The sequence below is a fragment of the Streptacidiphilus sp. P02-A3a genome (assembly GCF_014084105.1).
GTDB lineage: Bacteria > Actinomycetota > Actinomycetes > Streptomycetales > Streptomycetaceae > Streptacidiphilus.
The window spans coordinates 7,083,720-7,097,620 of sequence record NZ_CP048289.1; the positions used below are offsets into that span (position 1 = coordinate 7,083,720).

At 63.0% G+C, this 13,901-nt stretch carries 3 protein-coding genes; all 3 read right to left on the reverse strand.

The features are described 5' to 3' along the window. Positions 1–109: 109 nt before the first annotated feature. Genes GXP74_RS29745 through sbnA form a run of 3 tightly spaced genes read right to left on the reverse strand, consistent with a single transcriptional unit; the run spans position 110 to position 13,890 of the window. Positions 110–11,740, reverse strand: a complete 11,631-nt coding sequence (locus tag GXP74_RS29745) for a non-ribosomal peptide synthetase (RefSeq protein ID WP_225448295.1) — start codon at positions 11,738–11,740, stop codon at positions 110–112. 53 nt (positions 11,741–11,793) lie between these two features. Beyond that, positions 11,794–12,795, reverse strand: a complete 1,002-nt coding sequence (sbnB, locus tag GXP74_RS29750; RefSeq protein ID WP_182454315.1) for a 2,3-diaminopropionate biosynthesis protein SbnB — start codon at positions 12,793–12,795, stop codon at positions 11,794–11,796. 15 nt (positions 12,796–12,810) lie between these two features. After that, complete coding sequence (gene sbnA / locus GXP74_RS29755) at positions 12,811–13,890, reverse strand: 2,3-diaminopropionate biosynthesis protein SbnA (protein ID WP_370468476.1); 1,080 nt, start codon at positions 13,888–13,890, stop codon at positions 12,811–12,813. Between the last annotated feature and the right edge of the window lie 11 nt (positions 13,891–13,901).

Sequence of the window (13,901 nt, forward strand, 5' to 3'; positions counted from 1 at the left end):
ATTGCCTCCTCGAGCAACATGGCTGAACAGTCGATATAAGCGCTCTTGCAAGACGTATTTTATGCCCAGCTGTCGGTTACCATCGGACCTGAAGAGCGAGGAATCGACCTCAGATCACTCCGGGAATCGCAGCCATTTCACGCTTCCATTCGGCAGCAGCTCCTCCGTGCAAGTTGGCCATCATTTCTGAAAGGATCGCTCCGATCCGGAGGACGGGGCCGGGATCCAGCATCTCCGTGTGAGCACAGTCGACTACGTGAATGTTGGTTCCTCCATCGGTCAGGCCGGCCCAGTCGACCTTGGCCTTGCTTCGAATGTCGTTGGATCCGGATGCCTCGACGCTGATGATTCTTCCGTGGAATACTCGAGAGTCATGCGTGTCCATCATCCCAAGACAGTGCCTGGCGATCGCGGAGAGGTCGATCCCAGTGTCGGATATTTCGGCCATGAGGCCGGCGGAAGCTCCACGAATCGACTCCTCGATGAGCCGCAATGCTTGTTCGGGAAGATCGCCAATTTCCTCCGGGTTCTTACTCACGGCTGGCAGTGAATCGAGCAGCAGCAAGGTCGGAACATCTTCACCAAGTGCTTCCAGCGCTACCGCCATCTCATGCGCGACAACTCCACCGAAAGACCACCCCGCAAGATAGTACGGGCCGTGCGGCTGTACCTCCTGTATCTGGGCGATATACCTTTTCGCCAACTCGGTGATTGAATCAGGGAGTGCCGCCGGTGAGGTAAAGGAGCTTGACTGCAGCCCATAGACTGGATGCTCACTCGGAATATACGGAAGAAGCCGGGAGTAGCACCAGCTCAATCCCCCGATCGGGTGGACAAAGAATACAGGACTGTGGCTTCCTTCGATCCTGAGCGGGAGCAACATGGCCAGGGGGTCGACTTGCTCCACGTCAGCTTCTCGGGGCAGTCCGACTGCGTTGAGACCCTCACGGCCAATGCTGTCGTCAAGTCGCTCGGCGAGTTTCGCCGGGGTGGGCGCCTCGAGCAGTGTTTGTATTCCTACCTCAAGGCCGATCGTTGCTCGGATCCGGCTGATCAACCGCATCGCCATGAGGGAATGGCCTCCGAGGTCGAAGAAACCGTCCTCCACTCCGACCTCTGCCAGGCCCAGCACCTCACAGAACAGATCGCACAGCTTTTGCTCCAGCTCGGTTCGTGGCGCGCCGCCGAGGGCAACGCCCAGATCAGGGGCAGGCAAGGCACGCCGATCAAGCTTTCCGTTCGGGGTGAGCGGAAAAGCGTCGATGACCACGATGGCGGAAGGAATCAGGTGGTCCGGAAGCTCGGTGGTGAGCTTCTGCCGCAGAGAGTCCTGAAGCCGTGCGGACCTACGCGCCGCTGCCGGGTGATTGGCGAAGCTGTTGAACTGCGATCGAGTATCTCCAGCAAGCTGGACCGTCGTGTTGGCCGGGTCGGAGGGGCTCTCGTTCCCGTTGCCTACGCGCCCATCCAGGAATATCGCGTCGAACGTGTTCGGCTCGGCGTGCCGCAGGGGCGTCGCGGTCAACCGGTAATCCATGGCTGCGGCAAGCTCGTACAACTCCTCGGGATCTACGGCGGATCCGATCTCGGACTCGCCCTGCGCTCCGGGTGTGAGCCGACCGCCCATGCCCTCAAGGTCGGCAAATCTGCCCCACTCTTCACTCAGGCGGCTGTTGGGTATCCTCCCTATCCGAATACTGGCGGGTCGGTACGAGGCGAGAACCGTCCGCAGGGCTTCGACGTCGGAGATCTCCCGCCCCCACAGCAGGTGTTCGAGTTCATCGACTTGGACGACGCTACAGGGCGCCTTCCGAAGGAGCACGTCGTACCGGTAGCGGCTCAGCTCATTATGATAGGAGCCCCGCTTGAGGTGGATCTCCACGCCCGCGAGACCCTCTATCTCTCCACCTATCGATGCAAAGAAACGGGGATCGACCAGGAGCTCCTCTTCCAGGTGCATGCGCCGCTCCGCAGCACGTATGACCTCAGCTCGCCCTTCCGGAGACTCTGCATCACCTGCCGTCAGAGCTACCTGTAGGCACTTGAAGAGTCGGTGATCACGAACGTCGCCGAGGAATACAGTTCCCCCGGGGGAGAGTGCGGCCATGGCTCCCCGAAGCACCCTTGCGAGGTAGTCGATATCAGGGAAGTACTGGACTACTGAATTTATTACGATGACATCGAAGTGGCTTTCTGGGAGGTTGGAGAAATCATCTGCCGCCTGGGTGGAGAACCTCGTATGCGGGCAGCTGGAAAACTCACCGTTCCATGCGGCGGCCAGCCGCGAGATTGCTTCCTCTGAGAAATCTGTAGCCCAGTACTCCTGGCATCCGGGTGCGATCTCAGACATCAGCAGCCCATTTCCTACACCGATCTCAAGTACTCGATGCGGTCGGAGGGAAAGCACCCGTGAAACGGTGTGGTCTCGCCACTCGCGCATTTCTTCGAGGGGGATCGGATTTCCGTCGTAGCTGCTGTTCCAGGCCGCGAAGCTCTCCTTGAAGCTGTCATCGACCATGCCCGCGTACTGCAGATCGTAGACGTGGCGCCACTCCTCCACTCGATGGTCGGGCCGCCCGTCTACTTCTTCTCCCCCTTCGTCACCGGTACTGGACGGGAGCACATAGGCCACCAGTCGCCTGTCTCCCTCCCGATCCTCGCGGATCATTACCGCGGCACGAGCCACCCCCGTGTGCGCGGTAAGAACGGACTCGATTTCACCTGGTTCGATCCGGAAACCACGCAGCTTGACCTGGTCGTCTGCACGCCCGATGAACTCCAGATCCCCTCGAGGATTCCACCGCACCAGGTCGCCCGTGCGATACATGCGTTCACCGGAGGAGCTGAAGGGATCGGCAATGAAACGCTCTGCTGTCAGGTCCGGACGGTTGAGGTAGCCGCGTGCCAATCCCGTTCCGGCCAGGTACAACTCACCTGTGACCCCGATCGGGACGGGGCTCAAAGCAGTGTCCAGCACATATGCCCGGGTGTTTGCCACCGGTCGGCCGATCGGCGGCTTTGCTTCCGCGCTGACGCCGGCGAGGGGGGCGGCGGTCGAGTATATGGTGGTCTCGGTCGGGCCGTAGAGGTTGGTGACCTCGCCCAGTCGCCGCAACGCGTTCGCCAATTCAGCGTGCAATGCCTCACCGGCAACGACGATACGCAGTCCCGACAGGCCGGATGCCTCCAATGTGCCGTCTGCGACAAGTTCGTGCCACAGTGACGGGGTCGCCTGCATCGTCGTTGCGCCGCTCCGCAGGAGCAGAGCGGCGAGCGCAATGGGGTCGCGCACGACGTCACGGGGCGCCAGGATCACTTCGGCGCCGCTGATCAGTGGCAGATAGAGCTCAAAGGCAGCGATATCGAAGGAAATCGTGGTCACTGCGAGCAGGCGGTCCTCGCCCGTGAGTGGGAATTTCAGCAGCATGCCCCGCAGCAGGCTCGCCAGACCGGCTTGCGTGATGATCGTGCCCTTGGGACGGCCGGTGGAACCCGAGGTGTAGATGACGTAGGCGGGGTTTTCCGGCCGCAGCGCGATCGTCCGGTCCGCATCGGCAGGGTTGGTTTCCGGCCACGGGTCCGGGTCCGCAGGTCCTGACCGTTCGTCGAGGAGCAGGACGGGAACCCCGTCCGCGACGAAACCCGCTGGCAGGCTTCCGTCCGTGAGTAGGAGGGAGACAGAGGCGTCATCAAGAATCAGCGAGATCCGCTCCACCGGATAGTCCAGATCCACGGGAACGTACGCCGCGCCCGACTTCAATACCGCCAGGAGCGCGATGACCAGTCCGTGGGAGCGGGGTACCGCCACGGCCACGAACTGCTCCGGACCTATTCCTCGGGAGATCAGTTCATGGGCCAGTCGGTTGGCCTGCGTGTTCAGCTCCTCGTAGGTGAGCACCGAGTCGCCGAATGACACCGCCACCTTCCTCGGTGTGCGGGTTGCCTGCACCTCGATGAGTTCCGACAGGAATTGGTCGGCAATGTCCAGGCTCGTACTGTTCCAGTCCACCAGCAGTTGCTGCCGCTCTTCTCCGGACAGCACCTTTGCCTGGCCTATCCGCAGATCCGGATCAGCGGTGAATTCCTCCAGCACTCGGAGGAGCCGGGCGACTATCACCTTCACGGTTATCCCGTCGAACATGGGACCGTATTCGACGTCACACCGCAGGTCGTCGGTGAATGAGAAGAAGAGGTCAAATTTCGCCGCGTCGGAGTCGCTGACACGCACTGGCTGATCCTTGACACCGGGCAGGTCCAAGACTGCTCTGGCGTTGTTCTGAAGAACCAGCATCACTTGAAACAGGGGGTTAACCCCCACTGTACGCTCGGGGTTCAGCGCCTCGACCAGCATTTCGAACGGGAGATCCTGGTGTGCATAGGCGCTCAGGTCAGTCTCGCGTACCCGGGCCAACAGCTCTCGGAATGTAGGGTCCCCCGAGACATCCGTACGCAGGACCAACGTATTCACGAAGAATCCTATGAGATCCTCCAAGCCGCTATCGGTGCGGCCCGCCACCGCAGTCCCCAACGGAATATCGGTACCGGCGCCCAACCGGCTTAGCAGGGCGGCCACTGCCGTCTGAAGGACCATGAACATGGTTGCCTGTCCATCGCGGGCCAGCGTGCCCAACCGCTCGCGCACCTCAGGTGCGACGGCGAACGTGAACCGACCTCCGGAACGGCCGACCACCAACGACCTTGGACGATCGAACGGGAGCTCCAGTTCGCCGGGCAATCCGGCCAGCTCAGTCCGCCAGTAGGCCAGTTGTCCGGACAGCAGACTCTCGGGATCCCCCTCATCGCCCAGCAATTCGTGTTGCCAAAGCGTGTAGTCCAGGTACTGCACAGGCAGCGGCGTCCACGCCGCCCGACGACCTCGAATCCGCGCTGAGTAGGCCTCCGCCAGGTCACGTGCCAAAGGCGCCATAGACCAACCGTCTGCGGCAATGTGATGCATCACCAGGAGAAGAACATGCTCGTCCTCAGCCAATTCGAACAACCACGCCCTCACAGGCAGGTCCACCGCGAGATCGAATCCCTGCCAGGCGGCAGCTGCCGAGGCGGCGGCCAACTCGTCCTCATCGCAGGGCACGACGGCCAGGGCCGGCCACGATTCCGACGCTTCGAGTACCTGCTGCCAGGGCTCGCCGTCGATGTCCGGGAAGACTGTCCGCAGGCTTTCATGCCGCTTCACCACGTCCCGCAGCGCGGCCTCCAATGCCTTGATGTCCAGAGCGCCGGAGAAACGATGGAAGAAGGGGACGTTGTAGGTGGCGTCTGATCCGTTGAGCCGATTCAGGAACCACAGTCGGCGCTGTGCGGATGAAAGCGGTGGGAACGGTGGCCGGGGCATCTGGACGAGCTCCGGCCGTACTTGGGAGCCGTCGTTCACGCGCCCGGCGAGGCCCGCAACTGACGAGGAATCGAAGAGGTCACGGATCCCCACTTCGACGCCGAGGACCGCTCGGATGCGGCTGACGAGGCGGGTGGCGAGCAGCGAGTGCCCACCCAGGTCGAAGAATCCATCGTCGATGCCGACCCGGTCCAGCCCCAGTACCTCACCGAACAGGCCGCAGAGGATCTCCTCACGCGGACTACGCGGAGCGCGGAAAGAGGCTGAGGCTTCGTACTCCGGAGTCGGCAGCGCTCGGACATCCAGCTTGCCGTTCGTCGTCAAGGGAAGAGCGTCCAACACAACGACGGCTGCCGGAACCATGTAGTCGGGCAGGGAGGCGCCCACGAAGCGGCGTAGTTCGGCTGGGTCCAGAGCCTCGGCGAGACTGGCAACGACGTAGGCCACAAGCCGCTTGTCTCCAGGCTGGTCTTCCCGGGCGACCACTGCGGCCTGGGCAACACCAGGATGGCGCGCCAGTACCGACTCGACCTCACCCGGCTCGATCCGGAACCCCCGGATCTTCACCTGCGTGTCTGCGCGACCGATGAACTCAAGCTCCCCGGAGGCGTTCCAGCGCGCCAGGTCACCGGTCCGGTACATCCGCGAACCGGCAGGCCCCAACGGATCAGCCACAAAACGCTCAGCCGTCACCCCCGGCTGCCCCACGTACCCCCGAGCCAGACCTGCTCCAGATATGTACAACTCCCCGGCTACGCCCACCGGGGTCGGTTGCAGCACGGTGTTGAGCACATAAGCGCGCGTGTTGTCCAGCGGCCGACCGATCGGTACCGAGTGGCCCAGTTCCTGTCCCGGGCCCAACACATGCTGTACGGCATAGGTCGTGGTCTCCGTCGGCCCGTAGACATGTCGCACGACGATGCCGGGAACCTCATCCCGCAGTCGCTGTACTGCGGAGATCGCCATTGCTTCACCGCCGGTGAGGATCTCCCTCACTCCGGCGAAGGCGCTGGGGCACTCATCAGCCAACACGCGGAGCAGGGCCGTCGTAATGAAGATCGCTGTGATCTGCTCTTCCGAGATCAGGTGCTGCAGCACGGCTGCGTCGAGGTCCCCAGCAGGTGCGACGACCACCTGTCCACCTGACAACAACGGCGCCCACAACTCGTAGGTGGAGGCATCAAAGGCATGCGGCGAGTGGAAGAGAACCCGCTCACCGATGCCCAGGGCAAGCGCCCGGTCCAACGCCAATCCGGCTACATCCGCGTGGGTGATGGCCACGCCCTTTGGGACACCGGTCGAGCCCGACGTATACATGACGTATGCCAGCTGTTCGCTGTCACACTCGGGCAACGGTTCACCGACTGTGTTGTCGGGCGCAAGCCCGACGCACGTACCCAGCTCCAAGACGGTCACACCGCGGGCGGCAGATCGGTCGACGAGTTCGTGGGTACGTGTCGCCTGATCGATAAGCAGGAGCGGGGCAGCTGTACCGTCCAGTACCTTCAGCATCCGAGCCAGAGGGAAGCCTGTCGGCAACGGCACGTAGTAACCGCCGGCCTTGATGACGGCCAGCAGGGCGACCAGCAGGTCGATCGAACGCTCCATCAGCACAGCAACTGCCGACTCGTGCACCACACCATGTCGTCGGAGGTTCTGGGCCAGCAGATCCGCTCGCTCGTTGAGTTCTGTGTACGTGAGGACGGTGTCCCCGGATGACACAGCCCGCGCGTGCGGGGTCCGCGCCACCTGTGCTTCGAACAGCTTCGGGAGTGTCGCCTCGGAGATCGGATGCTGGGTGGCGTTCCACTCGACGAGCAGCAGCTCGCGCTCCTCCGGTGCCAGAAGGTCGACCTGCCCGACGCGCGCATCCGCGTCGGCTGTGAACAGCTCGAATACCCTTACCAGGCGACTGGCGATTCCTTCGACCGTGCTTCGATCGAACAGGTCGGTACGGTATTCAATCGTCCCCCGGCAGTGGCCTGGGCCTTCCCCTGTGCTTCTGTGCTCACTCAGGATGAAGCTCAGGTCGAACTTCGCCATTCCCAGGCCGACCCTGACCGGTTGACCGTCAAGCTCCGGGAAGGCGGGACGCCGTTCAACGCCGTTCTGGAGCACGAAGCTGACCTGGAACAACGGATTGGAACCAAGGACCCTTTCGGGGTTGAGCACCTCGACCAGGGACTCGAACGGGATGTCCTGGTTCGCGTAGGCAGCCAGATCCGTCTCCCGGATGCGGGCGAGCAGCTCCCGGAAGCTCGGGTCTCCGGAGAGATCGGTGCGCAGGACAAGGGTGTTGATGAAGAACCCCACGAGATCATCCAGCGCGTCATCGGTCCGCCCGGCGATCGGGCTGCCCAGCGGAATATCCGTGCCGACTCCGAGGTGGGACAGCAGTACCGCAATCCCGGTCTGCAGGACCATGAACATCGTGGTCTGGTTTTCCTGAGCCAGTGCCGACAAGCCGGCGTAGACCGCCGGAGGCAGCTCGAAGGGAACCACGGCACCCGGCGAGTCCGCCGCTGTTGAACGGGGACGATCGAGGGGAAGATCGATCAGGCCCGGTAGCCCTTGAAGATTCGCTTTCCAGAACTCCAGCTGTCGTGCGAACAAGCTGTTCGGATCGCTCTCATCGCCCAGCAGCAGACGCTGCCACAGGGTGTAGTCGGCATACTGGACCCGCATGGTCGGCAGAGTCGGCACAGCCCCCTTTCGGCGTGCCTCGTATGCCTCGGCCAGGTCCCGCATCAACGGAGCCAGCGACCATCCGTCACAGGCGATGTGGTGTACCACCAGCAGGAGGATGTGCTCTCCGGCGCCCATCGCGAACAGCCGGGCCCGGATGGGCAGTTCCCGGGAGAGGTCGAAGCCCTGCCGGACGGCGGCGGTCAACTTCCGGTCGAGGTCATCAATACCGGCCTCAACCACCGTGATGGCGGGCCGCACCGCCGCCCCCGACAGCACCTGCTGCCAGGCCTGGCCGTCTGCGGCCGGGAAGACCGTCCGGAGGCTTTCGTGCCGACTGACCACATCCGCCAACGCCGACTCGAGCGCGGTGACGTCGAGCACGCCGGAAAGCCGCAGCGCGAGAGGAATGTGATAGGCCGCCCCTTGGTCCAACTGGTGCAGGAACCACAGCCTCCGCTGCGCGAACGACAAGGGGAGTCTTTCTGGCCGCTCCAGCACACGCAGCGGGGGCCGCACCTCCTGGCCCGTCTCCAGACGCTCGCTGAGCCCGGCAACACTCGGGGCCTCGAAGAAGGTACGGACCGCCACCTCCAGCCCCAGGACCGTCCGGATGCGGCTGAGCAGGCGGGTTGCCAGAAGTGAGTGTCCGCCCAGGTTGAAGAATCCGTCATCGATACCGACCCGGTCCAGCCCCAGCACCTCACCGAACAGGCCGCAGAGGATCTCCTCACGCGGGTTGCGTGGAGCGCGGGAAGACAGCGAGGCCGCGAACTCCGGGACCGGCAGCGCTCGGCGGTCGAGCTTGCCGTTCGTAGTCAACGGAAGAGCGTCCAAGATCACGATCGCTGCCGGGACCATGTAGTCCGGCACGGAAGCACTCACAAAGCGACGCAACTCGGCAGGCTCGGCCGCCCCAGGCCCCTCCCCGATGACATACGCCACCAGACTCTTATCCCCAGGGACGTCTTCCCGGCTGATTACCGCGGCCTGAGCGATGTCGGGATGCCGCAACAGCACCGACTCGACCTCTGCTGGCTCGACCCGGAACCCCCGGATCTTCACCTGCGCATCCGCGCGACCCAGGAACTCCAACTCCCCGGACGCGTTCCACCTCGCCAGGTCACCGGTCCGGTACATCCTCGAACCAGCAGGTCCGAACGGATCAGCTACAAAACGTTCGGCCGTCGTACCCGGCTGCCCCAAGTATCCGCGGGCGATCTGGGCTCCTGCCAGGTACAGCTCTCCCTTGGCGCCTGGTGGCACCGGCTGCAGGCGGTCGTCCAGAACATATGCCGAAGTGTTCGACAGTGGGCGGCCGATGACCGGTTGCTCGCTGTCCGAGATTTTCCCGGCCGACGCCGCGACTGTGTATTCAGTGGGCCCGTAGTAGTTGTACGCGTGGATACGAGGCGCCAACCGAAGTTCGTCCCAAAGGCCTTGCCCGATGGCCTCACCCGCTACAACAAGCAAGGAGGGCACCCAACGAGGGTTCCGGAGAAGGCCGACTGCGACCAGGACCTGAGCGTGGGACGGAGTCACGTCCATGAAATCGATCTCATGCTCGTCGACGTAGCGGACCAGCAGCCCGGCGTCACGGCGGACCTCGTCACTGATCAGGTGAAGCTCATGGCCTGCCACCATGGCCAGCGGCCCCTGCCAGGCCGCGTCGAAGGAGTGCGCCGCGGTCAAGGCGATCCGCAACCGGTCACGCTCGAGCCGCCTTGCGTGAGAACCGAACAGAGCAGCGCTCTCGTCGGCGTAAAGATTAGCCAGGCTGCGGTGCTCGACGACGACACCTTTGGGGCGACCGGTGGAACCGGAAGTGAAGATCACGTAGGCCGCGTTCTCAGGCCGCAAGGATCCCAGCCGGTCCGCATCAGTGAGATCTCGGTCCGAGGCCCGAGCGCAGGCCCGAACCACTTCCTGATCGTCCGTGCGTAGGATGTCCAATTCTCCTGAGGCGGCATCAGGAAGGTGGAAAGAGAGCTCACCTGCCGTCACTACCACCTTCGGCCGGGCATCCGCGAATACCTGGGCAATGCGGTCGAGCGGCTGGTCGAGGTTCAGCGGAAGTACCGTTGCCCCCGCTTTCCATACCGCCATGAGCGCAACAATCTGCTCCACCGACCGGGGCAGGGCCACACCCACCACGCACTCGATGCCTACCCCTCGTTCGACCAGGAGTCGAGCCAGCTGGTTGGCCTTTGCGTTCAGTCGGACGTAGCTGGCTTCGACGCCGTCGGAGACGAGCGCTACCTCCTGCGGCGTGCGTCTCACCTGGTCTTCAAAAGAATCCGTGATGAGGTTCGGCCCTGCCGGCCGCTGTGTGCCGGTACGGCCGAAGAGCAGGTCCTCACGCTCGGAGGCGTCCATGAACGAGATGCCCGAAAGCGCAAGCCCGGGGTCGGAGACGACCTGGTCAAGGATCCGCGTGAATCGGCGGCCGAATCCCTCGATCGTCGAGCGTCGGAAGAGGTCAGTCCGGTAGCTCAGCGCGTATTCCAGGCACCCGTCCACCACAGAGGTGCTCAACTCGAGATCGAAGTTCACACTGGACCTGCTCTGGCTGAGGCGACGCATGCGCTCAACCGATGCCGGATCAGTAGCAGTGGTTCGACGTTCACCGTGGTGTATGTACACCAGATCGAAGATCGGGTTGCGACCGGGCTCGCGAATGGGATTTACCGCTGCGACTACCTGGTCGAAGGGAGCACTCTGATGGGTGTTGGCCGACTCCATTTTGGAGTGGACCAGGCGCACCAGCTCACGGACGGTGCCGGCAGCTGACAGATCGGCCCGCAGCGCCGTTGTGTTGACAAAGAACCCCACGACGTCATGGAATTCGGCCTGATAACGACCGGTGAACGCGGTGCCGATCGTCACGTCCGTCTGACCGGAGTACTCAGCCAGGAGGAATTGGAACACAGCCGCGACCACGCTCGGTAGCGCCGACCGCTGGCGCAAGGCGAATCGCCGCAGCTTCTCGGTGGCCTCCCCCGACAGCTTGAATCGGACCACGTCGCCAGGGAGACCCGAGGTCTGTGGCCTCGGAAAGTCGAGCGGGAATTCCAAACGATCGAATCCGTCTAGCTCACTCCTCCAGTAGTCCACCTGTGCCAACGTACCGCTCTCGCCGGAATACTGCCGCTGCGCTGCCGCGAAGCCTGAGAAGGTGTTCGCCAGTACCGGCAGGTCCGGGGACCGACCCAGCAGCTGAGCCTCATACAGCGCTGCCAGGTCGCGCTGCAGGAGCCTGAACGACCAACCGTCGATGAGAATGTGGTGCATGACGAGAATCAGGACATCGCGCCCGTTTCCGCAGTGGACCACCACACCGCGTACAGGTGGAGCTTCCACCAGCGAGAACGGCTGGGCGGCCGCCGCTTCCGCGGCCGCCTGCAGGCCGTCATCGCCGCTGACGGCAAGCCACGCCAGAGGCAGTTCGAACTCATCCAGGACAAGTCGGCTCGGACGTCCTGACCCGTCCAGCGGGTAGCTTGTCCGCAGGATCTGGTGCCGTTCCACCAATTGGGAGACCGCCGCGAGGAGGGATGACTCCACCATGGCAGAGGTGAATTCCAGCATCAAAATATTATTGAAACTGATGCTACCCGGGTCAAGCTGCTGCAGCCACCAGAGCCGCTCTTCTCCGAAGGACAGGAAATTTTCGCTGCCGGATTCATTCACTGGGTCTCCCATGGCATGTCTTTCTATACTGCCAACAGCTTGCGGGGTGGGGCTGCCGGAACTGCCTACCAGCGGCTGGTCTCACCGATGAAATCCGGGATAGCGATGGCGCTGCCTCGGCGCTCGGCCTCGCCGAGAACGTAGTGGCCGACGGCCAGGTCGAGGATCCCCAGACCGAAAGGGGAAAAGACAGTTGCCTTGTCCGGATCGAGAACCAGGTCCCCCTTGAGTGCAGAACCCAGGGTCCCCGTGACGAAGTCCCGGCTGCCGCTGAGCTGTTCGGCCAGATGGGGCGAGGTCTGAGCCTTAAGGCAGTGGTCGACGTCGTCGACGATGTTGTTGCAGGCCAGGATCAGTTCCGGGTCGAGGTCGCGCAGGGATATGTTGACCAGCAGCTGGTCAGGTCGCAGTCGGGTATGCCCGGGCACATAGGGCTTCGCCGTCGTCGTCGCGAAGACGACAACGTCCTTGGCGAGGGCCTCGTCCAGAGTCCCGGTCGTGGCGGGCACACCCAGGCGCTCCCTGGCATGGGCAGCCAGGTGGTTCGCGCTGGCCGAGTCCAGGTCGTGCACCAAGACGTCTACCACGTCGATGCGATGGGCTTGGAGGTAGTCGGTGATGGTGCGAGCGATGACACCCGCACCGATGACGCCGACGCTTACCGAAGCAACGGCGGGGACAAGTCGGCCGATAGCAACCGCGGCAGATGCGGCAGTACGCGCGGCGCTGATACCCGCTGCCTCCAGGCAGGCCAGCGGGTACCCCGTGCCGTAGTCGTTCAGGAGCAGGACGGCCGAAGCCCGGGGGCGACCGTACTGGACGTTGTCGGGGAAGCTGGCGATCCACTTGATCCCGATGGTGTCCACGCTCCCCCCTAGGTAGGAAGGCAACGCGATGACGCGGGAGTTCGGCTTGCCAGGAAAGCGGAGAAAATAGCTGTCAGGGTTCACCGAGAGCTTTTGCTCATGTGCGACATAGGTTTCGGCCACGATTCGCAGAATGTCATGATGGGAATCGTTCAGTATCGACGAAACCGCTGCTCCGGGCACGACTGCAAAGTCCTTCAAGTCAGATCCCTCACTTCAGTGCGTACTGATGGGGTCGAGGTCTGCGAATTCACGCTCGCCAACGTAGCGTTCATCGACCCACCCGTCTGAGTAGACTGTGTCGACGTACTTCCCGCCCATGTCCGGTGAGATTACGGCTATTCGAGAACCAGCTGGCAGGGCTGGGGCCAGCTGCTGTACGGCTGCCAGAACGGTGCCGGTGGACCCGCCTGTCAACAATCCGTACTCCGTGGCAACCCGGCGACACATCGCGATCGTGGCCTGCTCTTCAATACGGACTTTCTCGAATCCGCCACCATCGACGTAGATTTCTGGACGGCGGCTTGTCCCTAGCCCAGGAATGAACCGAGGTGCAGCCGGACCTCCGAAGGTGACGGATCCGACGGCATCGACCGCGATGATCCGAGTAAGCGGGCTGTGGAGCGTGAAATATTCCACACACCCCATCAGCGTCCCGGTGGTGCCAGCCCCGATGAACAGCGCGTCCACAGCTCCCAGCTCCCGGTGGATAGCCCGGGCCGTCCGATCCCGATGGGCTCGGCTGTTGGCTGGGTTGGCATACTGGTCAAGCCAGATCAAGTCGGGTTCGCGGGCCAGCCGTTCACGTATGTATTCGATCCTGGTCCACAGGTATCCGCCGTGCACGTCCTTGGCCTGGACTTCCACCACGTCCGTGCCCAGGCTCTCCATGACCCGAATCGAATGCCGGGCGGCATTGGGATCGGTGACTACCGTCAGCCGGTATCCCCTCTCCGCGCACACTACGGATAGAGCCACGCCGAGATTGCCCGACGACGATTCGATGATATGGCTCCCCGGGCGCAGGGCGCCCGTCCGCTCTTTCGACTCGATCAGGGACACCGCTGTCTTGAGCTTGATCGATCCGGCCGGGTTCAGCCCCTCCAACTTGAGGAACACCTGCATCTCTGGAGCGAATTCAGCAAGGTGGATGAAAACGTCATCAGTTACAACATCGGAGGCTCTTTCGAAAATCATGCCGCTTGCCTCTTGTTTCAGTTCTTGGAATGACTGCACTCCGAACCGATCACGCTTGGTGGTGGAAGTGATGTGTGATCGGGTATGCAGGGCGATCATCCGGGCGCCAT